The sequence below is a fragment of the Pseudomonas sp. genome, assembly GCF_036404235.1.
GTDB lineage: Bacteria > Pseudomonadota > Gammaproteobacteria > Pseudomonadales > Pseudomonadaceae > Aquipseudomonas.
In genome coordinates this window covers 1-21,690 of record NZ_DASWOT010000145.1, presented here as the reverse complement: position 1 = coordinate 21,690, position 21,690 = coordinate 1, and the positions used below count along the sequence as shown (strand labels likewise).

12 protein-coding genes are annotated in these 21,690 nt (G+C 58.7%); 5 read left to right on the top strand and 7 right to left on the bottom strand.

Translation table 11 applies throughout. From position 1 onward, the window contains the following. Nucleotides 1–69: 69 nt before the first annotated feature. The 4 genes from VGC62_RS18170 to VGC62_RS18155 form a co-directional block, all read right to left on the bottom strand. Nucleotides 70–1,035, bottom strand: a complete 966-nt coding sequence (locus tag VGC62_RS18170) for a FecR family protein (protein ID WP_331188465.1) — start codon at nucleotides 1,033–1,035, stop codon at nucleotides 70–72. Nucleotides 1,036–1,135: 100 nt separating this feature from the next. Next, nucleotides 1,136–1,633, bottom strand: coding sequence for an RNA polymerase sigma factor (locus VGC62_RS18165; protein WP_331188464.1), 498 nt, complete (start codon nucleotides 1,631–1,633; stop codon nucleotides 1,136–1,138). Between the two features lie 278 nt (nucleotides 1,634–1,911). Then, the gene (locus tag VGC62_RS18160) at nucleotides 1,912–2,103 is read right to left on the bottom strand and encodes a DUF2188 domain-containing protein (protein WP_331188463.1); all 192 of its coding nucleotides are present in this window, start codon (nucleotides 2,101–2,103) and stop codon (nucleotides 1,912–1,914) included. A 93-nt stretch (nucleotides 2,104–2,196) separates the two neighbouring features. Beyond that, nucleotides 2,197–2,433, bottom strand: a complete 237-nt coding sequence (locus VGC62_RS18155; protein WP_331188488.1) for a hypothetical protein — start codon at nucleotides 2,431–2,433, stop codon at nucleotides 2,197–2,199. Nucleotides 2,434–2,684: 251 nt separating this feature from the next. Here VGC62_RS18155 and VGC62_RS18150 point away from each other — a divergent pair, with 251 nt between their 5' ends. Continuing rightward, complete coding sequence (locus VGC62_RS18150) at nucleotides 2,685–3,698, top strand: DUF4917 family protein (protein ID WP_331188462.1); 1,014 nt, start codon at nucleotides 2,685–2,687, stop codon at nucleotides 3,696–3,698. Nucleotides 3,699–3,749: 51 nt separating this feature from the next. Here the strand turns inward: VGC62_RS18150 and VGC62_RS18145 are convergent, their stop codons facing one another. Beyond that, nucleotides 3,750–8,828, bottom strand: a complete 5,079-nt coding sequence (locus VGC62_RS18145) for a retention module-containing protein (RefSeq protein WP_331188461.1) — start codon at nucleotides 8,826–8,828, stop codon at nucleotides 3,750–3,752. A 422-nt stretch (nucleotides 8,829–9,250) separates the two neighbouring features. Here VGC62_RS18145 and VGC62_RS18140 point away from each other — a divergent pair, with 422 nt between their 5' ends. The 3 genes from VGC62_RS18140 to VGC62_RS18130 are packed head-to-tail and all read left to right on the top strand — an operon-like array spanning nucleotide 9,251 to nucleotide 14,152. Continuing rightward, the gene (locus VGC62_RS18140) at nucleotides 9,251–10,606 is read left to right on the top strand and encodes a TolC family outer membrane protein (protein WP_331188460.1); all 1,356 of its coding nucleotides are present in this window, start codon (nucleotides 9,251–9,253) and stop codon (nucleotides 10,604–10,606) included. Nucleotides 10,607–10,630: 24 nt separating this feature from the next. After that, the gene (locus VGC62_RS18135) at nucleotides 10,631–12,787 is read left to right on the top strand and encodes a type I secretion system permease/ATPase (protein ID WP_331188459.1); all 2,157 of its coding nucleotides are present in this window, start codon (nucleotides 10,631–10,633) and stop codon (nucleotides 12,785–12,787) included. A 12-nt stretch (nucleotides 12,788–12,799) separates the two neighbouring features. Beyond that, nucleotides 12,800–14,152 carry an HlyD family type I secretion periplasmic adaptor subunit gene (locus VGC62_RS18130; RefSeq protein ID WP_331188458.1) on the top strand — a complete coding sequence of 451 codons (1,353 nt, stop codon included), beginning with the start codon at nucleotides 12,800–12,802 and terminating at the stop codon, nucleotides 14,150–14,152. Between the two features lie 367 nt (nucleotides 14,153–14,519). Here VGC62_RS18130 and pap read toward each other — a convergent pair whose 3' ends face one another. After that, nucleotides 14,520–16,022 (bottom strand): polyphosphate:AMP phosphotransferase, encoded by a 1,503-nt coding sequence (gene pap, locus VGC62_RS18125; RefSeq protein WP_331188457.1) that lies wholly within the window; start codon nucleotides 16,020–16,022, stop codon nucleotides 14,520–14,522. A 220-nt stretch (nucleotides 16,023–16,242) separates the two neighbouring features. Continuing rightward, entirely contained in the window at nucleotides 16,243–19,770 is a 3,528-nt protein-coding gene (locus VGC62_RS18120) for an NEL-type E3 ubiquitin ligase domain-containing protein (RefSeq protein WP_331188456.1), read from the bottom strand. A 144-nt stretch (nucleotides 19,771–19,914) separates the two neighbouring features. Here VGC62_RS18120 and mnmC point away from each other — a divergent pair. After that, the coding region (mnmC, locus tag VGC62_RS18115) for a bifunctional tRNA (5-methylaminomethyl-2-thiouridine)(34)-methyltransferase MnmD/FAD-dependent 5-carboxymethylaminomethyl-2-thiouridine(34) oxidoreductase MnmC (protein ID WP_331188455.1) at nucleotides 19,915–21,690 on the top strand (1,776 nt) is incomplete at its 3' end.

The following is a 21,690-nucleotide window of genomic DNA, read 5'->3' as shown; positions in this document are numbered from 1 at the left end:
GCAAGGCGGGAGTTAGTGCGCAGATTTGCAGATTTAAAGTAGCCGGATTGTCAGGACGCGGGCGATGGCTCAAGCGGAGTAAATGAGGGTGACCAGATCGGTATAACTCGTCATACGCACCGACAACGCTTTGGAGAGGACATCAAGCATCTGATCAGGCCTGTTCAGGTTGAGAATCAGGCTGACCCGCCGCGCGGCAAGTTGCTTATCCATGATGAATATTTTTCCCTCTCGCCATCGTTGCAGCTCACTGACAACCGTGCTCAGCGGCGTGTCGAAGAACACCAAGCGCCCGCTGCGCCAAGCGAGTATCTGATCCAATTCAGCGCGTTGGATCGGCCCCGTTTGACTTGCACTAAAACGCAGGGAAGAGCCTTCTCCCACGTCAGTTTGTTGGCCCGCAGTCAGTACGCGTACCGTGTGCCGATTGACCGCCAGCATCGCTGTCGTGCGGTCGCATGACAGACAGAACTCGCCTGCACGGACAAAAACCTGGCCTGCTTGAGTGCTGACCGAGAGTTCACTGGCAGCATTAGGCAAGACCTTGAAAAATGCCTCGCCCTCAAGCAACTCCAAGGAGCGCTTTGTTGACGAAAAGTCCACATTCAGCGCCGTGCTACCAGCCAGCTCAACGGTCGATCCATCCGGTAAATCCACCACCCGCCGCTCGCCCACTGCCGTGTGCAAGTCTGCAAATGGCGACCCGACACCCTTAAGCCAGAAGGTCGTTGCGCCCGCCGTTACCGCCGCCGTGCAGGCAGCCATTCCCAACCCGACAAAGCGGCGTCGAGACAATTGAGCATGCACCGCAGGCGGCGCTGGCTGCAGCAAGAGCGCCGATGCGGCCCATAAGCTTTCCAATTGGGCAAAAGCCTGGGCATGACGAGGATCAGCCTCGATCCACTTCGCCAATGCCTCGCGCTCAGCCTGGGTGGGCGCCCCGCCATTCACCAACGCAAACCAAGCGCTGGCCTGATGACTGACATCATCATTTCGGGGGGCTGACAGATCGTGGAACGGGGGTTCGGCGCTCATAAAATAGTCAATTGGAGTCGGGATAACGCTGCCGGCCGATTGTAATCCAGAGCGCGCGCACAAATCCGTTGCTCAGACGGACACAAGGAAGTAGAGGCGCTCACTCAGACATACCGAGCTTCAATAAATCCAAGGCTCTTACCATACGGCTATAGGCAGTCTTCGAGGAAATCCCAAGGCGCTCACCGATATCCACATAGGTCAGGCCCTCGACCCGCACCATCAGAAATACCTCACGACAAGGCGCGGGCATACTCTGAATCACCTTATTCAAGACAGCCAGTTGCTGATTGGCAATGGCCGCTTGCTCAAGCGTCGGCGTTCCCGGCTCGACATTGCTCATCTCTTGCACGTCCAGCGGTTCGCCTTTGCGATGCTCTTGCCGGCGAGTGTGATCGATGAAGAGGTTTCGAGCGCTGGAGAACAAGTACGCGCGAAAGTTTTCGATACGCGTACGCCCCATCTGCTCGGAGAGGCGAATAAACGTGTCCTGCGTCAGGTCGGCAGCAGTCTCTTTGCAGCGTAAACGACGATCCAGGTAATCCTGAATTTCTCCACGATGGGCAAGATACAGCGCCTTAAGATCTGAACCGGACATAAAGCCACCTTAGTTGGCATAGGAGCAAGCGCGGGAAAATACCACAAATGATAATCATTTTTGCTGGAGATTGGCCTATCAGCCGGGGGAATTGCGCTGGCGAGTATGAACAACCGCCCAGTGCGTAACCCATAGGTCTAGATGGGTAAAACCGCTGCCCGCCACTCCCTTGGCAGGCTGGGCGACTAGTTTTGACTCGCGCACAGCGGCGAGGTCACGGCGAAAACTCGATGGCCTTCACCCATCAATTGGCATCCAGCACTGATTGAACACGACAGTTACTTTCTACTGGTCATCGGTGCTGCCCTTTCCCTGTAACCCGGCAACGAGGCGGCGAACGCCATCGCTTCCTCTTTTGTGCCAAACGAGCCGAGCCGGTCGTTGTGCGTGCAGACCTGCCACGGGCCATTACTCACGCTGATCACGTCGTAGCCATTGATGTGCATTTTGTTCAACATCGGAGTGCTCATTGTCACCTCCTTTCGTTGGCCAGATTGGGTGGTTGCCCGACCCACCTTACGCCTGAGTGTCGCTCTTCGACATGCCGACTCGACAAAGGGTGTTCAGGGTTTGAGTGGGATTTCTTGGTCTTTCTCAGACAGCGTTTTGCCGTCGTCAGGGTGTTTCCAGGTTTGCGGTGGCGGGGTTTCGTCGTCCTCATCAAACGAGTCGTCGATGTGTTCAACGCGCTCGAATTCGCTATTTTGCGCGCGGCTCTCATCCTCACTACCCGATTCCATCGGGCTGGGATGAGGGCCGGGGCTTTGTGCGGCGGTGCTGTTTACAGGGTTGGTTTTCATGGCATACCTCTCGTTGACAGGCAATGACGAACCCAGGGTCTGTTGCCGTTTGATTGTGAGCCAAACCCAAACGGCAACAGCGCCTGGCAGACGGTTCATTTTTTAGAGGTGACACCGTCGAGCTCGTTCGAATTATTTTGAACGGCGTGATACCGAGCCCTGTCGTTGACATTGTTGGTCTGGGTTCCTATAAGTCGTCTGCGTTCTGGCAAGCCCGGCCATGGCGCCCTCAAAACTGATAGCGAATCGAGATGATGGAATTCACGGACTTTGACGCCGCGCTAGCGGACTGGAACGAGCTGCGCACCCTGACGCCCTACTCAGGCCTGCTGATGGGCAACGGCGCCAGCCTGGCCGTGTGGAAGCATTTCGCCTACGACTCGCTGTTCGAGCTGGCCCAGACCACGCGCAACAAACCGTTGAGCCCGACGGAACTGGCGCTGTTCAAAGCCATGGAAACCCATAATTTCGAGCCAGTGCTCAGCGGCTTGAAAACAGCCATACGGGTCAATGCAGCGCTGACGATCAGTTCGTCCTCGCCACGTAATCGCTATTTTGCAATCAAGGAAGCGCTGATCCATGGCGTGCGCTCAGTCCACATCCCCTGGCGCCTTATGGAGCAGAAAACACTGCTCGCTATCAGCCAGGCGCTAAGCCAGTACAGCACCGTTTACTCCACCAACTACGATTTGCTCGCCTATTGGGCCGCGATGCATGGGCAGGAACGATTCGATGATCTGTTCGGTGCCGACGCTACCTTCAACCTCCACCACACCAATGCCAGCGCCACGCGATTGCTTTATCTGCACGGCGGGATGCATCTGGTAAAGAACTTCGACGCCAGCGCGCGCAAGTTACTGTCGTCGGAGAGCACACTGCTCGGCAGTTTCGCGGTCAACGCGCTGGACGATGTGCCGCTGTTCGTCTGTGAAGGCAGCAGCGACGAAAAGCTCAAGGTCATTCGCGGGTCCGATTACCTGTCGTTCTGCCACACCCAACTGGCTCGGCATGAAGGCGCGCTGTGTATTTTCGGTCATGCCTTGGGCAAACAGGATCGCCACCTCGTCGATGCCATTTGCAGGGCACAACCAAAGCACATCGCCCTCTCGATCCTGCCCCGCAGCGAGTCGTTCATTCAGCATCAAAAACGCCACTACAGCGCGCTATTCGCACAGCTGGATGTGGAACTGAAGTTCTTTAATGCGAAAACGCATCCGCTGGGAAGCTCCGGTTTTTCAGTGCCGGTGGACCGTTTGAAGGTGTGAGTGAGCAGGGGGAAATGGTGCGGTGTTTCAGGCACACCGCCAGCCTTTGCTTCAAACCGTATCCACCTTCATCGAATGATCACCCAGCATGCCGGTGATAATCGATGCCGTGTCTGGCCCGCCCGCCACCAAGCCGCCCGCTCCTGGGGAGACGCCGTAGTATTGGGCGAGGTCGACACCCGCCAGATCGATGGTTTGGGTGGTTGCTCCGCCTGCAACAGCACTGACCGAAATGGTCGATACCACGCTTGAGTCGCTACCACTGATGCTGAAGTGCAGGAAGTTCTCCAGCGAATTGGCGTCCTCGTGTGCCCCCTGCAGCAACTGCGACAGGTCCAACTTGTCGGTGCCGAAGTTGAAGTCAGTAATGGTGTCGTGCCCGGTATTGCCCGCCATCCATTGGAAGGTGTCGTTACCCAAGCCACCGGTCAACGTGTTGTTGCCCGGTCCGCCGATCAGGATGTCGTCGCCGTCCATGCCATTGAGCACATCGTTGCCCAGTCCACCGTTGAGGAGGTTGTGCCCTGCATCGCCGGTCAAATGGTCGTCGAAGTTCGAGCCCACCAGGTTGTCGATGTTGACCAGCGTGTCAGTGCCCGCCCCCACGGTGTCCTGTGCCCCATTTATACCGGTGCTGACCGTGACGCCCGCCGTCGCCAGTGAGTAGTCGGCAGTGTTGTTCCCCGTCCCGCCGTCGAGCAAATCATTGCCCGCGCCGCTGAAAAGAATGTCGTTGCCGTTGTCGCCGAACAGCTCGTTATTCCCCGCGCCAGCCACCAGCACGTCGTTACCATCGCCGCCGTGCAACTGACTGTCCGCAGCGCCCACCAACACATCATCGCCCGTGGTGCCGAGCACCACCGATCCCTCCTGATGACTGATAGTGACTGCCGCCGTGCTGCTGCCGCCATGCGCATCGGTCGCGGTGTAGCTGCTGTGAACGTCGGGCGTGGTGTTGACCGCGCTGGTGTCTATCGACAGGTTAAGCGTGTACTGCTCGTGTACCGGGGCGTCTGCCTGATTGACCACGATCAGCCGATATACGCCGTCTTCAGTCGCGGTGAAGCTGCCGCCATCGGCGATGCCGTGATAGGCGCCGTCTTCGTATGCCCAGGCCATGCCCAGCACATCGTTGGTCAGGTTGTGATCGGCAGTGACGGTTTCCCCGGCCTTAAGGTGAACGCTGTACAGATCCTGAGCGTTGGACGGCGACGCATTGACGGCGCCGAGATAACCGGTGATCACCAACAACGCCGCAGACGCGCTGGTGTTGAAGAAATCACTGCGCTCCAGATTCTTCAGGTGGTTGATGTCTTTGTCTTTGCTGCCGTTGAACTGAATGATCTTTTGCGAAGACGCGCTGAAGTCAGCATTTTTCGCACTCCAGCCGGTGTCGAACACCGTTGGCGAGGCGCCCAGTGTACCGCCGTTGGTCGGGATATCGTTGGCCAGCAGCGCCGCAGCGGGAATCTCCACACTGGCAGAGATGATGTTGGTAATAACGTTGTCGGCCACCGCTGTCGGCGCTTCATAAACAGGCGGCGTAACGACGTGAACCGTCAGTTGCGCCGAAGCGAGATCGCCGTCGTAGTCGCTGAGCACGTAATGAATATTTTCAGTCTGCGCGTGCTGCACACCGGCTGCCGGGGTGTAGCTGTAAACGCCGCTGTCCATGTTCATCACCAGCGTACCGCCGTGCTCGGTGGTCACGGTGAGGGTGTTGCTGCGTGGGTCGAAACTGCCGTGATTTTCACCGCTGGTAATGATGCCGCCCGAATGGCTGTAAGCCCTGGGGTTATAGGTGTACGTGGTGTGGTCGACGCTGATGGATTTAATAAAACCACGATCGGCGCCAAACGTCCCGCCCTCCAGCAGGCTGCCATGCACCCCGCCCTGCACTGTGCCGCTGAGCACCACGTCCAGTTGCCCCAGATCGGTGACCACAACAGCGTTGCTATCGGTGCCAGTAGCGCCGTTATGCGCAACAGGGTTCAGATACGTGCTGCTGACATCAGTGCCGACGCCAATGGCGTAGGCGTTGATCTGATGACTGTCGAGGAACTGAGTCCAGGCGTGCTCTTCATTGATGTCGATGCCATCGCCCCGCCCAGGGTTGGGCTGGCTGCCGGGGTCGGAATGCTGCGGTGAAAGCGTCGGGTTACCGTCCGAAAAGAAGTACGCCAGATTCTGCGCACCGCTCAGCGCACCCTTCTCGACGAACGCCTGCTGCGCGGCGGCCAGCGCCGCATCGTAGTTGGTGCCGTTGCCGGCCTGAATCGCCGCGATCATGGTTTTGGCGGTCGCAACGTCCACCCACTCGTGATTGAGGATGTCTGCCTGGCTGTTGAACGTCACCACTTGAACACGCACATCGCCCAATGCTTCGTACTTGTTCAGCAGTTCGATGATCGATTGTTTTTCCAGGTCCAGACGCGAAAGGCCATTGACCCCGGACGCGTTGTTCATGCTCTGCGAGTTATCGACGATCAGCATCAGGTTGGTGTCGATCGCTTCACTGGTCACCGTGTGATCGATGCAAGCCGCTTTTGGTTGATCGTCGACGATATTGATCACGATTTGTGCCGTGGACGAATGCCCGAGCGCATCGGTGACCGTGTAGCTGAAGGTGTCGTGGGTGATGTTCGGACCATCGTTAGCCGCTGGTGTGGTTTGCGGTGCAGAGGTCAGCGTGTAGGTGTAACTGCCGTCCGCGTTCAAGTGCAGTACGCCATAAGCACCCTGCGCCGTGCCATTTTGCCCGCCGTCAAGGCTGAACGACAGTGCTCCACTGCCGCCGCTTACCGAGTCAGCCACGCTGCCAGTCCCGGTTTCGGCGGTCGAACCTGGATCACTGCCGACAACGCTGCCGGGCGCCAGATCCTGGCCGTCCTGGCGCAGGTCCAACGCACTTTCCTGAACAGTGACATCGTGGTCGTTGCAGGCAATCGGCGGGCACGGCGGGTCGACGTTGATCGTGATCGTGGTGGTGCTGGTGTCGCCGTCAGCGTCCCGGAGGGTGTAGGTGAACACGTCCTGCGCGCCTTGCGCACCAACCAGATCCGGATTGCTGTGATAGGTAGCATTGCCGTCGGCATCGACGATCAACGTGCCATACAGCCCGTTGATCACAGTGTTGAGGCCACCCGAGACAGGATGCGACGTATCGCCGCCCGCTTTTACGCCGACGATCAATCCCGATGGACCCGCGCCGTCCGCGCCTGCCGTATCGTTCGCAAGAATATTGCCGCTGACCTCGCCACCCGCAGGCACACCCGCCAGGTCGGCCTCGGCATGCGGCGTGTCGTCGACGATCTTGATGTGCAGAGTGTCATCCGCCACGTCACCGTCAGTGTCCACGGCATGCACCGGAATGTGATCAATCAGCGTCGTGCCGTGGCCCTGATTGTGGTTTTCCGCGGTATTGAGCGTGTAGCTGTAACTGACCTCCCCCGTGGCCGGGTTATAGCCGGTGATGGTTAGCGTGCTGCCCGAGGGCAAGGTAGCGGATTGCGGCGTGGTGACCGGCACGCCATTGACGATCACGTCGATACCGCCGATGGTCAGGGTTTGCAGGCCGTCCGGGGCATCGACTTTCACAGTGCCGGTCTGGGTCAGCGCATCATCATCAGGGTCGGAGCCACCGGGCAAATGGGCTTCGTTGACCGTGACATCGGTGGAGGTCAGGGTGACGCCGCAATCGACTGCCGGGGGCACGACGTTGACCGTCACCGTGGTGGTGCTGGTGTCACCGTCGGCATCACGGATGGTGTAGGTGAACACATCCTGCGCGCCATCAGGCACGACTCCGGGGTTGGCGCTGTATACGGCGTTACCTTCGGCATCGACGACCAGCTCGCCATACACGCCGACAATCACGGTGTTCAGGCCGCTGGTCACTGGTGTGGACGTATCGTTGCCAGCCTTCACGCCGACGATCAGCCCCGATGGACCCGCGCCATCAGCGCCCGCCTGGTCGTTGAGCAACAAGTTGCCGCTGGTGTCACCGCCAGCAGCCACCCAGCCAATATCCGGCGCGGCGTGTGGCACATCGTCGAGCACAGTGACCGTGAGACTGCCGTCCGCCACATCCCCGTCGCTATCGACCGCATGCACCGGGATCTGCTCGCTATTAATCGTGCCATCACCCTGGTTGTGGGATTCCGGTGAGTTGAGCGTGTAGCTGTAGCTGACCTCGCCCGTGACCGGGTTATAGCCGGTGATGGTTAGCGTGCTGCCCGAGGGCAAGGTAACGGATTGCGGCGTGGTGACCGGCACGCCATCGACGATTACGTCGATGCCGCCAATGGTCAGGGTTTGCAGGCCGTCCGGGGCATCGACTTTAATCGTGCCGCTTTGAGTCAGCGCGCCATTGTCCGGGCTACTGCCATCGGGAAGATTGGCTTCGTTAAGCGTCAACTGACTGCTGCCGATGGTAACGCCGTTATCCACGATCACCGGCGGGGGCGGCTCGACTGGAGGGGGTTCAACCGGTGGTGGTTCGACCGGTGGTGGCTCAACCGGTGGTGGTTCAACCGGAGGTGGCTCAACCGGAGGTGGTTCAACCGGAGGTGACTCGACCGGCGGCGGCACCACAACCGGGGGCAGTGAATTATCAGGCGAGCCGTCATCCCGGCCATCGATCCAGCCGATAGGAAACTCGGGGACTGCGCCAAGCCCTGCCGTCGGGAAGCCAATCACTGGCGTGACCGAGCCGCCCGTTTCCGTCAGCAGCACAGCGGTGTGCCCGCCGCCCAGCGCACTTGGCGATCCACCGGGGTTGGCATTGCCTGCTGCGGGAGGTTCGGTGACTTGACTGGGGTCGGCGCCCGCAGCGATAGCTTGCTGCGCAGCAGTGAGCTGCCCCTGGCTCGGCACGGTGGGATCTGGCGTTTCGATATGGGTTGCATGGTTGGCGAGGATTTCCGGGGTCAAGGGCATCCGACTGTCGCGACCTAGCGTCAACTCACCGCCCGCGGCGAGATGGACCGCAACGGCGCCCGTTGCTCCCGTCTGCAGTTGTTCTCCGGCGTACACCTTGTCGCCCTCGATCAACAATCGCTTGATGCCACTGCTCGCGACCGCGAAGACATCGCCGGTCACCTGCCTGACTGTACCGATCAACTTGGCCATACCCACTCCCTTTTGCTGCAATCCCGGATCAAAAAATGTTACTAACTCAACAAAAACTGTTCGATCAGAGCAACAAAATGGCTCAGAGCCAGCATCAAACGACAATTTTATGTCGCTGAATTTTTTCAAGTTTTTTGCTCAAAAAACCGCTTGATCAAACACCGTCAAATTTCCGTTGAACCTTTCGACAATACTGTAAATCACCTGTAAAACATTGAATAAACGCCAATCATTAAATAAACAATCGCCTGAAAATGGAAAACGGCATAAGTTTTTTTTTGCATAAGACTTATGAAAAAAACGTCTGAGCTTTTCTAAAAGTTGTTCTTAGCTGTGATGTTACGAACCTGATACGGTTTTAACCGCAATATTCGTCGGTTTTTTGGCGAGCAGCACATTATCAACTCCAGGGAGAAGTACTCATGCGCGATTTGACCCCGCTCTACATTGCAGTTGTGTTGGCGGTGGGCTGCGCACAAGCGCAAGCCATGTCGCTGAATCAGGCGATTCAGAACACCATCGATAATCACCCGGAGATTCACGCCAACGTGAATAACCGACTGTCCGCCGACGAGGAGGTAAAATTCGCTAAAGGTGGCTATCTCCCCGTTGTGGACTTGAACGCCGCCTATGGACGCCAGCACACAGACAGCCCGACCACCCGGGCCTTCGGCAATCACAACGAAGAAACCCTGAACTACACCCAGTCAGAATTACGGCTGCGGCAGATGTTGTTCGACGGCTTCAACACCAAGAACGAAGTAGGTCGTACCCAGGCGGTGGTCAACTCACGGGCGTACTACCTGCGCGGGACGTCTGAAAGCCTGGCCTTACGCGCCATCGAGGTGTATCTGGAGGTGCTCAAACGCCGCGAGTTACTGGACCTTGCGAAAAACAACCTGCAGGCGCACCTACGCATCAACGACCAAATCGGTCTGCGCAGCGACCGTGGCATTGGTAGCAACGCCGACCGCGAACAGTCCAAGGCCCGTCGTGCGCTGGCGGAAAACAACTTCTACACCGCACAAGTCGACCTGGCGGACGCCGAGGCAAACTTCTACAGCGCCGTGGGCAAAATGCCCGACGAGCTAGAAGCGCCGGCCTCGATCAAAGGGGAGGTCTCTAAATCCCTGCCCGATGCCAAGCAAAGCATGCTGAGCAACAACCCCTACCTCAAATCGGCGCAGGCCGATGTGGATGCCGCCGAGAAACAATACGAAGTCGCCAAGTCGCCGTTCTACCCACGCTTCGATGGCGAGTTGGCCGTCGGCTCCAACAATAATATTTCGGGCGAAGAAGGCCACGACAACGAATGGCGCGCCGCCGTGGTGATGAACTACAACCTGTACAACGGCAACCGCGACAAAGCTCGCCTGAAGTCCGACTCGTACAAGACCGGGCAAGCCATGGACATCCGCAACAACGCCCTGCGCATGCTCAACGAAAACCTGTCGCTGGCCTGGAACGCCATGAACAACGCGCGCACCCAGACCCCGATTGCCCGTGAATACGCAGAAACCACCACCCGCGTACGTGCTGCCTACCAAGACCAATTCGGCCTTGGACAACGTACCCTGCTCGATCTGCTCGACAGCGAAAACGAGCTGTACAACGCCGCCCGCCGCTACACCGAACTGCGTTACACCGAAGAGTTCTCGATGTACCGAGTGCTGGCCACCGAGGGCGAGTTGTTGCGCAAAGAGCGCGTTGTACTACCCGCCGAAGCAGTCGCCCTGACGGAAGTCAAAAGCGAAGCTCGCCTGCCAGAGCTGAAGTAGCGCGTCTGCGCCGGGGAGAAGCCTGTGACCAGCATGGAACTACCGCACCCGTTCGACCCACGCTCGAACTTCGACGACCCGCTACTCGACGGCTTGCTGATCCTTTGCAAGCTGCACGATTGCAGCGCCAGCCGCACCAGTCTCAGCGCTGGCCTGCCGCTGGCACAGCAGCGCATTGACGTCCAACTGCTACCGCGCGCCGCCGCCCGTGCAGGTTTGCAGGCGCGCTTGTTGCGCCGCGAGCTGAGTGCGATCGACGGTTTGAATCTGCCGGTATTGCTGTTGCTCAAGGGCAATCGCTGTGCAGTGCTTCGACGATGGGAAGAAGACGGCCGCGCGTTGATCCTGCCAAGCGAGGCAGAGGGTGGCGAACAACGCGTAACCCGTGAAGAGCTGCAAGCGATCTACACCGGTCAAGCGTTGTACGCCCGTCCCCGTCATGAGCTGGAAAACCTGCGTGCGCCTCTGGTGCCAAGGGTTGAAGCCTGGTTTCGCGACACCCTGAAACTGTCTCGCTGGTTGTACAGCGATGCGATTCTCGCCAGTTTTCTGATCAACTTGCTCGGGTTGATGGTGCCGCTGTTCGTGATGCAAACCTACGACCGCGTGGTGCCCAACCAGGCCACCTCTACGCTGTGGGTGCTGGCCATCGGCTTGCTGATAGGCACCGCATTCGAACTGACCTTGCGTCTGGTGCGCGCGCATTTGCTCGATCAGGCCGGCAAGAAAACCGATGTAATCCTCTCGGCAACCCTGTTCGAGCGCATCACTGGCATGTCGATGAAAGCCCGCCCAGCGACCATCGGTGGATTCGCCCAGAGCATTCATGACTTTCAGGGCCTGCGCGAATTTCTCACCGCCGTCACCCTGACCAGCCTCATCGACCTGCCCTTCGCCGTGTTGATGCTGGTAGTGATCGGCCTGCTCGGCGGCTGGCTGGTGGTGATTCCGCTGTGCGCATTCCCGATCACCATTCTTTTCGCCTGGGTGATTCAGATGCGCCTGCGCGACACCGTGGAAAGAAGCCTGGCCTTGGGCGCAGAGCGTCAGGCGTTGTTGGTCGAAACCATCGGCGGCCTGGAAACCCTTAAAGCCTGTAGCGCCGAAAGTGAGCGCCAGCACCAATGGGAATCGACCCACGGCGCCCTCACCCGTCTGGACAGCCACGCCCGCGACCTTTCGGCGCTGGCCAGTAATGGCACGCTGTTCATCCAGCAATTCTCAGGCATGGCGACGATTGTCGCGGGCGTGTACATCATCATCGGCGGCAACCTGAGCGTCGGCGCGCTGGTGGCCAGCTACATGCTCGGCAGCCGCGTGCTGGCACCGCTGGGGCAGATTGCCGGGCTGATCACCCGCTACCAGCAAGCGCAAGTCACGATGAAAAGCACCGACGCCTTGATGGCTCTGCCGCAAGAGCGCGACACATCAAAACGCCCACTGGAACAGGTGCGGCTCAAGGGCGCGATCAATGTGGTCAAGGCCAGTTTCAGCTATGGCGGCCAAGGCGCGCAGGCGTTGACCGAGGTCAGCCTCAACGTTCGCCCCGGCGAGCGCATCGGCATCATCGGGCGCAGCGGCTCCGGCAAAAGCACACTGGCGCGCTTGCTGATGGGGTTCTACACCCCGGATGAAGGCCAGCTACTGCTGGACGGGCTGGATCTACGCCAAGTGGACGTGACCGACCTGCGTCAACAAGTGGGTTATGTCGCCCATGACCTGCCGCTGCTGGCTGGCAGCCTGCGCGACAACCTGACCCTCGGCGCTCGCTATGTCAGCGATGCCCGGATGCTGGAAGTGGCTGAGATTACCGGCGTGGGTGAGCTGGCCCGGCACCATCCGCAGGGGTTTGACCGACCCGTGGGCGAGCGCGGGCAGTTGCTCTCAGGCGGTCAGCGTCAGGCGGTACTGCTTGCGCGCGCGCTGTTGCTCGACCCGCCGATCATGCTGCTCGACGAGCCGACCAGCCACATGGACAACGCCAGCGAAGATGTTCTGCGATTGAAGCTTGCCACGCTGATGCAAGGCAAAACGCTGCTCCTGGTCACCCACCGCATGTCGATGCTGAGCCTGGTGGATCGGCTGGTGGTACTGGACAACGGCAAGGTCGTTGCCGACGGCCCGAAAGAACAAGTCGTCGAAGCGTTGCGCAAGGGCCGTGTCGGCTCGGTCGCGGTTTAAGGAGCGTCACCTATGTCATCCGCTCAAAGCTATAACAGCTACTTTCGCCCGGGCAATCAGGTCGACAACGAGTTCATGCCGGAAGTGGCCGGCGTCGTCGCCCAGGATTCGTCGCGCCGCTCAAGGCTGACGGTCTGGATTGCCGCTGCGTTGATCGTCAGCGCACTGGTCTGGGCCAAATTTGCGGTGATCCAGGAAGTCACCATGGGCGAAGGCAAAGCCATTCCGTCGAGCAAAGTCCAGGTGATTCAAAACCTCGAAGGCGGGATCGTCACCGAAATTTTCGTCCGTGAAGGGCAAATCGTAAACAAGGGCGACACCCTGCTGCGCCTCGACGACACGCGGTTTCTATCAAACAAGGGCGAGAGTGAAGTGGATCGCTACACGCTGACCGCGCAGGTAGAACGGCTGTCGGCGGAGGCTGAAGGTCGCCCGTTCAAACCGTCCGCCGAGGTGCGGACCAAAGCGCCGCAAGTCGCTGCCGATGAGCAGTCGCTGTACGACTCGCGACAACGCCGACTGGCCAGCGAGCAACGTACGCTGCAAGAGCAACTTCGGCAAAAAATGCAGGAACTGGCTGAATTCCGCTCCAAACAGGATCAATACCGCAGCTCGCTGGGTTTCATTCAGCAGGAGCTGGCGATGTCGACGCCATTGATTGCCAGCGGCGCCGTATCGCCGGTTGAAATCATTCGGCTCAAAGGCAAGGCCGCCGAAGCACGCGGTTCGCTGGACGCGACGTCGCTAGCAATTCCGCGTGCTGAATCGGCCATCAACGAGATCAAAAGCAAGATTCAGGAGTCCACCGACAGCTTCCGCTCAGACGCCGCGAAAGACCTCAACGACAAGCGCGCCGACCTGTCCAAAGCCAGCGCCACCAGCATCGCCATCGACGACCGCGTTACCCGCACCACCGTCACTTCACCGGTGCATGGCATCGTCAAGACGCTGAAGGTCAACACCATCGGCGGCGTGGTCCAGCCCGGCAGCGATCTGGTAGAAATCGTACCGCTGGAAGACAACCTGCTGATCGAGGCCAAGGTGCGGCCGCAAGACGTGGCGTTCCTGCATCCGGGCCAGAAAGCCATGGTCAAGTTCAGCGCCTACGACTACACCATCTACGGCGGGCTACCGGCCAAACTGGAACTGATCGGCGCCGACACCGTCACCGATGACAAGGGCAACAGTTTCTACCTGATCCAGGTACGCACCGACAAAAACCACTTGGGCGGCGACGCAAAACCGTTGCTGATCATCCCCGGCATGGTCGCCACCGTGGACATCATGACCGGCGAGAAGAGCGTGATGGATTACCTGCTAAAGCCGGTGCTGAAGGCCAGAACCGAGGCATTGCGCGAGCGATGAATCCTTGATCTGTTGATCTGTTGATCTGTTGATCACCGAGAGTGGGAACGATCCAATCACCGCTGCTTCGATAAGGTCCAAAAGACCTTCGGCAGCCATCCGAAACACTGGGCGCACTTCAATGCTCCTGAGACACCGCCTCGCGAACAAGTTCGCTCCTACACCAATGCGCGCTCCCCCCGCCATACAGCATTTGCGATGACCTCCGTAGGAGCGCGGCTTGCCCCGCGACCGGCGGGGAACCCGTCGTAAAACTTGCGCACGCGGTGTGACAGGCAGGTCGCGCGCACGCCGGGTTTACTACAGAACGCAGTTCAATCTGTAGGAGCCAACTTGTTGGCGAGGCGACCAACGCGATGCTCCTGAGTCACTTCCCCTTCTTCTTGTCCTTGATCAACGCCGCTTCCAGCGCATCGTTTATCGTGCGCAGCACCTTGACTCGCGCCCAGCGTTTGTCGTTGGCTTCGACCAGTGTCCACGGCGCGATTTCGGTGCTGGTGCGGTCGACCATATCGCCGACAGCTTCACGGTACTGCGGCCATTTCTTGCGATTGCGCCAGTCGTCGTCGGTGATTTTGTAGCGTTTGAAGGGGATCTTCGCGCGCTCCTGGAAACGCGCCAGTTGAGTCTGCTCATCAATGGCCAGCCAGAATTTCACCACCACGATGCCTGCTTCAGTGAGCTGTTCTTCGAAGTCGTTGATCTCGCTGTAGGCGCGCAGCCAGTCGGCCTCGCGGCAAAAACCCTCGACCCGTTCAACCAATACGCGGCCATACCAGGAGCGGTCGAAGATGGTGAGCTTTCCACGCGGCGGAATCTGCCGCCAAAATCGCCACAAATAAGGTTGAGCGCGCTCGTCTTCACTCGGTGCGGCAATCGGCACCACGCTGTACTGTCGCGGGTCGAGCGCGGCTGCGACACGCTTGACGGCGCCGCCCTTGCCCGCGGCGTCGTTGCCTTCGAAGACCGCAACCAAGGCGTGTCCACGCATGCGTTTGTCGCGCATCAAACCGGAAAGACGCGCCTGTTCGGTGATTAACTGCTCGTCGTAATCGTCTTTTTCAAGACTTAGGGTCATGTCCAGACTGCCAAGCAGGCTGCGCTCGTCGGTATTGCCCGGCAGCGGCCCCAGGTTGACCAGGCTGCTTTCGCCTTCGGGGGTTTTCAGAGCGCTCTGCATCCCTTCAAGGAGCAATCGACCCACCACCAAACTGCGGTAATTGGGGTCCACGCCTTCAATCACGTGCCACGGCGCATAGTCGTGACTGGTACGGCGCAGCACACGCTCGCTAAAACGCACAAACTTGTCGTAAGTCTTCGATTGTTGCCAGTCCAGCGGGCTGATGCGCCAACTGTGCAACGGGTCGTCGCGCAGCGTTTTAAGACGCAATTTCATGTCTTTCTTGGACAAGTGAAACCAGAACTTGAAAATCAACGCGCCCTCGTCGGTCAGCATCCTCTCAAGCCGCTCAGCGCTGCTGATCGCCTGATCCAGAACCGGGTCCTTGAACGCCCCATTTACCCGCCCTTGAATCATCTGGCTGTACCAGTTACCGAAAAATATGCCCATGCGCCCTTTGGCCGGCAACTGTCGCCAGTAACGCCAGGCCACGGGGTGCGCCAGCTCCTCGTCGGTTTGCTGGTCGAAAGTCCGCACGACGATATAACGCGGGTCCATCCACTCATTGAGCAGCTTGACCGTTTCGCCCTTGCCTGCCCCTTCAACGCCATTGATCAGTACGATGATCTGGCGTTTGCCCTGTTCATGCAGTTCGTACTGCGCTTCGAGCAACGCCTCGCGCAGGGCGGGGACTTCGGCAGCGTAAGTGTCTTTATCAATGGCGTGACCAATTTCTGCGGATTCAAACATGCACAACTCTCCCTCAATATCGCCTCAGACTAACGCAATCGCACGAATGTGGCGGTTATGACCGTCATCCGCCTGCAACGATCATTTCATTGCACTCAAACCACACCTCTCATTGAACACAACATAACGCTCTGAATAAAAGAGTTTTTCTGGATGACGCCCTCTCATATCTGAGCCCGCAACCACACGCCACTGCGACCCGGCGACGTTTCAATCAGCCTCAATACCGGGCGTTTCGGTAGTGGTCGGTCAATTGCATAAGCAACTGCTGCTCAGCGTCATCTCGAAGGGCAATCAGCGCCCTACCCTGACGATCGTATTCATCGAGGTCCGCCGGTGGGTGCTCTTCCAGCACATCCATTTGCCCCCGGATCGTAGCTGTCGCGTGCTCCAGTTGCGCTGCATGTTCGGTGCGTAGGCGAGCGTTCCATAATCGGTCGTTCACGGCAAATTGCAGAAACTCATGCCCGGCTTCCCGCGCCTCAATCACTCGTCTGGCATCAAGTACCGCTTGAGTCGAGACATCGGCCAGACGCTCCCACGTCATGCTCAGCGGTTGGCCGGGTAACGCCAAATACGACGACAGGCCAATGCGATAGGCCAGACGCACTTCAGCCTGATCAACCTGAACGCCGGAGGCGATCCGTTGCGCGATGTCCCGGTCCGCAATGGACTGAGCCTCGCTGAGTCGGAACATCCTTCTGATCACCCCCAACAGTCGTTCTGTCTGCTCTTTGGCAGGCACGCCCAACATTGCCGTGTGGGCATACGCCGCAACCTGAATGTCACTGAAAATAAGCCTTACACCGTCCTCGCAAGTCTGATCGGGACCGACCAATCGGTTATTGGCCATAGCTTCAATCTGCACACGCAATGCATCGTCGGTTGAAGCCGCCTGAAGCACCGTTATGACGTCGTTGGTTAGCTCCTCACGGTACTGCATAAAATCGGCGGTTTCTGTAAGCCGCTGCAGCAAGATCATCAAGTACGGAGCATCTCCCTGCTCCTGTATCCGCTCCCACGCCGAGTAAAAGCGCGAATTGAGTTCAGCGCGCCCGGCTACCAACCAAAGCTCATATACCGGCAGCCTGCCGATGGACGCACTGGCACCACTGACATGCGATCGATATTCCATACGGCTGCTTGTTGAGCCTTCAGTCGCGTCGCTACTCAGCGGCGACAACGCAAGTATGTCGTCAGGGAAATCGAATTCCAGCGCGTAAGCCCGATTGAACCGGCTCCCGGTGTTCAGCCAATAGCTGCGCAAATCCTCGACCCCGATAGGATTGCGGTAAGCGAAGACGGTGATGCAACTGTCGGGATCGACGGGGTTGCTGGTAATCGCATCGGGCAGCGCAGTGATGTTGTTATCGCTGATATCCAGAACCCGTAGATTCATGGCGTCCACCCAATGCGGCCATTGCGTCAGCCCGGTGTCACTGAGCATCAGCTCGATGACGCCCTCGCGGGTTACCTCACTGAGCTGGCCAAAGGTATTACCACTCAGATCAAGGGTCCTAATTACTGGAATACCCATCAGCAGATCCATGGCGTGTTGATCGATGATCAAACCTTGCCCCTCGATAGACAGGTTATGCAACAACTCCAGTTCTACCAGGCTGGCTGGCAACGCGTGCAACCCGCCACCGACTATCGACAGATATCTGATTTCAGCGAAGCGACGCAGAAAACCATCAAGCTGTTCGGTACTGGCAACGATATTTTGCAAGGTCATCCGGTGGATTTGGTTGTAATGCGCAGGCAGGTCGGGCAAGTCGACGACATGCAATAAATCGATGGACTCCAGCAACAGTATGTTCGACCCCAGGGGCGCATCAATGTGGCTGTAACGCCACGCCTGACAGAGTGCATCGGCGAACGTGCGCCGAGTATGGCGAGCCTGCGCACTGAGCGGCTCGGCCTGAAGATTCGGAGCGGGATCAGCCCAGGCGTCGAACGCCGAGTGCAGGACTTGAAAGTCTTCAAGCCGGCGCAGTGTTGTGGTAGTCAACCCCTCCAGCGTCTCGCCGTACGTCAGCAGTCCTCCAATGTGGGATTGAATGCTCACCGCTTCAGGAAATAGCACGGTCATGGCGTTGATCAAATTCTGACGCGGGTTGATGTGCCAGCTTGTAGCACCGCCACCTCGCCCGCTTAATAGATAGCCCAGACGTCCGTCTGGCAGGCGAGTCGGCATTCTGAACACTGGCTTGCTCGTCGGCCCGCCACGGGACTCTGGCGTATAACGCAAACGGGTTGTGCCCTCGGCAGAACGGACCGCAACCATCCGATCGATAACCGACGACGCTTTGATCGACGGCAGCCCCCAGGATGCCATTGCTTCTCCGGCCCGGGCCAGAAGCAGGGTCATGGCAACGGACTCGGCCACGCTGGACAAATGCGCAAGTGCCTCAGTCATGTCGTCATGGGTCCAGGCATCAATACCTTCGAACGTTTCTACCAGCCACTGGCTTCCTGCAATCAGTAACATCGCCTCGCCAAGGCCCGGCACCACGAAACCTGCAAGGCTAAGCACGTTCATACCCACCTCGAAAAAACCCTCGAGGCGTTCTCTGCGCGATGTCTCGTTCTCATCACCGGTTGGCACTGCCAATACCCGTGCATCGTCCTTGAGGCGCAGCATGTGCTGGAGGTAGAAATAATTGGGCAGATCGCCGGCAATGTAACGTTTATCCGGCTTAAGGTTAGCTTTCGGGTTTTTTTGGCGCACATTCAGTCTGGGGTTGACCAGACTGGTCCTGCCCGGGATATCTTTTAGGGCGTAGGGATTGAGGCAGTCTTCAAGACGGGAGAAAAACAGCGCGCGGCTGCGCATCGGGATCAGTTGCTGGAGGTATTGGCGGTATTGAGTTGTCCTGGCGTTTTCCGTTAGCTCCTTCATGAAATCGTCGAAATGTGCGTACTCCTTCAACGGTGCCGAAGGTTGCGAAGGCATGTAAACCACGCACGGGTTTTGACCGCGAGCCTGAAACACAAGCACACCGCGCAAGTTAACGCCAAGCACGGTGAAGTAAAGCGCTGCGAAAGACTTGCCATACAGCGTTGGCTTGGCATCCGGTATCTGCAGGGACAATATGGCGGTGTAGAAAGGTTCTGAAATCAAGCCTTTCAGGTAAGCGATACGCACTTCAACTTGCAGGAGGTCACGCTCGCGATTCACAAATATCGCCTTCACCCGCTCGACATCGGGTTGCTCCAACTTGCTCTCCAAATAGCGTTGATAGCGCCCACCCAGGTCCAGACGTCGGCACAGCTCAATGAACTTTTTCGCACTGGCACTCGCAGGTTCAATTGTCGTTGCGCCGGGTACTCGCAACGCTGGATCACTGTGATAAATCGCCGAGATCGATTCCTTCCCGGCCTCGACCACCTCCTTTGCTTCAAAGTTATGCCACGCGGCCTGCATCAATGTTTGAATACCCGACTTATCGGGCGTCCGGCGTCCATTCCACCCTTGGCGCTTGAATCGTGCATGGAAAAAACAGGCCCGTTCGGGGTCCAGCCCTGGCCCGAACTCAGCGTCCAGCGCTTGAGTCAGCAACGGTCGGGAGAACTCGAGCAGACTCTGTACACCCCCGAGAAGTTCGGCAAGCCGCTCTCGGGACTGATGACTGCTTGCCATGCTCTGTGTCAGTTCAAAGCGTTGCCTGGGGCTGGCCTGGACAAACCAGGGCGCCAGTTTTGATTTAATGAGTACTTGATGAGGCTGTGGGTCCAGAGAGCGCATGCGCAATGTCCTTATTACGTAAATTAAGCCCGCAGTAAATCAGGACGCCTCATCGCAAAGCGCTTATATAGTTACCGCTGTCACCACGGCGCTCTCCGTCGACACTGAGTTAAGATGCTTGCTCACGCCTCTGCCGAGCCCATCATGACCACCATCCACCCCGCCCAGATCGACTGGGACGAAAACGGTAACCCGCACTCCAGGGTGTTCTCGGACGTGTATTTTTCCACCGAGTCGGGCCTTGACGAGACGCGACATGTATTCCTGACCCAAAACCAATTACACGAACGCTTCGCAGCATTACCGGGCGACGGTCGTCTGGTGATCGGCGAAACCGGTTTCGGCACCGGCTTGAACTTCCTCTGCGCCTGGCAGCTATTCAAAGCCTGCGCCAAGCCCGGCGCCCGGCTGCAATTCGTCAGCGTCGAAAAATACCCGCTGAGCCTTGCCGATCTGCGGCGCGCCCTGGCGTTGTGGCCGGAACTCAGTGCGTTTGCCGATCAGTTGCTCAACCAATATGTGGCCGTGCATGAGGGGTTTCAGCGCTTTGTGTTTGATGAGGGCCGTGTGACCCTCACGCTGTTGATCGGCGATGCGCTGGAGATGCTGCCGCAGTTGGATGGGCAGATCGATGCATGGTTTCTTGACGGCTTCGCACCGGCGAAAAACCCGGACATGTGGACCCCTGAGTTGTTCGCCGAACTCGCGCGACTGGCCGCTCCCGACGCCACGCTCGCCACCTTCACCAGCGCCGGTTGGGTCCGACGCGCACTCAACGCCGCAGGCTTCAAAATGAAGCGCGTGCCTGGCATAGGTCACAAATGGGAGGTGCTCCGAGGCGCGTTCATTGGCTGGCCGCAAGACACACCAACACCGACGCAGAGCAAGCCGTGGTTCACCCGACCGCAACCTGCGCACGGCGAGCGCAAGGCACTGGTGATCGGCGCCGGGCTGGCCGGTTGCGCCACGGCAGCTAGTCTGGCGGCACGGGGCTGGCAGGTGAGTTTGCTAGAGCGTCACGAAGACATCGCACAAGAAGCGTCGGGCAATCCACAGGGCGTGCTGTACCTCAAACTGTCCGCCCACGGCACAGCGTTATCGCAGTTGATCGTCAGCGGTTTCGGCCATACACGGCGCTTGCTTGAGCGCCTGCAACGCGGGGTGGACTGGGACGGTTGTGGCGTGTTGCAACTGGCGTTCGATGACAAGGAAACCGAGCGTCAAGCGCAGTTGGCCGAAGCGTTCTCCCCCGAGTTGCTGCTGCTATTGGACCGCACGCAGGCCCAGGCCCGTGCTGGCATTGCGTTGCAATCGGGCGGCTTGTTTTATCCACAAGGCGGCTGGGTGCATCCGCCCGCGCTGTGCCGCTATCAGGTCGGCGCTGCAAACATTCAGTTGATGACCCATCGCGACGTCGTCGAGCTGCGCCGTGAAAACGGACTGTGGCAGGCATGGGACGGCGACCGTTTGCTGGAATCGGCGCCCGTGGTAGTGCTCGCGGGTGCGGCTGAAGTGAAGCGCTTCCCCGCCAGTAGCGAGCTGCCGCTCAAGCGCATTCGCGGGCAGATTACTCGGCTAAAAGAGACCGACGCCAGTCAGTCTCTGAGCACGGTGGTGTGCGCCGAGGGTTATGTCGCACCGGCACGATTGGGTGAGCACACGCTCGGCGCCAGCTTCGACTTTACGTGCGACGACCTCACGCCGACCACAGCAGAGCATCTGGGCAATCTGGATCTGCTGCGTGAGATTTCCGAGGACCTGGCTGATCGCTTGAACGTTGACCAACTGACGCCAGAACAGCTGGAAGGGCGTGCAGCCTTTCGCTGCACCAGCCCCGATTACTTACCCATTGTCGGACCATTGGCCGATCGTGCGGCGTTTCTCACCGCCTACGCGGTGCTTGGCAAAGATGCACGCCAG

Coding starts and splice junctions, on each gene's coding strand:
- VGC62_RS18130 (WP_331188458.1), top strand. CDS start 12,800: ATGTCATCCGCTCAAAGCTATAACAGCTACTTTCGCCCGGGCAATCAG.
- VGC62_RS18150 (WP_331188462.1), top strand. CDS start 2,685: ATGATGGAATTCACGGACTTTGACGCCGCGCTAGCGGACTGGAACGAG.
- VGC62_RS18170 (WP_331188465.1), bottom strand. CDS start 1,035: ATGAGCGCCGAACCCCCGTTCCACGATCTGTCAGCCCCCCGAAATGAT.
- VGC62_RS18120 (WP_331188456.1), bottom strand. CDS start 19,770: ATGCGCTCTCTGGACCCACAGCCTCATCAAGTACTCATTAAATCAAAA.
- VGC62_RS18145 (WP_331188461.1), bottom strand. CDS start 8,828: ATGGCCAAGTTGATCGGTACAGTCAGGCAGGTGACCGGCGATGTCTTC.
- VGC62_RS18165 (WP_331188464.1), bottom strand. CDS start 1,633: ATGTCCGGTTCAGATCTTAAGGCGCTGTATCTTGCCCATCGTGGAGAA.
- pap (WP_331188457.1), bottom strand. CDS start 16,022: ATGTTTGAATCCGCAGAAATTGGTCACGCCATTGATAAAGACACTTAC.
- VGC62_RS18155 (WP_331188488.1), bottom strand. CDS start 2,433: ATGAAAACCAACCCTGTAAACAGCACCGCCGCACAAAGCCCCGGCCCT.
- VGC62_RS18140 (WP_331188460.1), top strand. CDS start 9,251: ATGCGCGATTTGACCCCGCTCTACATTGCAGTTGTGTTGGCGGTGGGC.
- VGC62_RS18160 (WP_331188463.1), bottom strand. CDS start 2,103: ATGAGCACTCCGATGTTGAACAAAATGCACATCAATGGCTACGACGTG.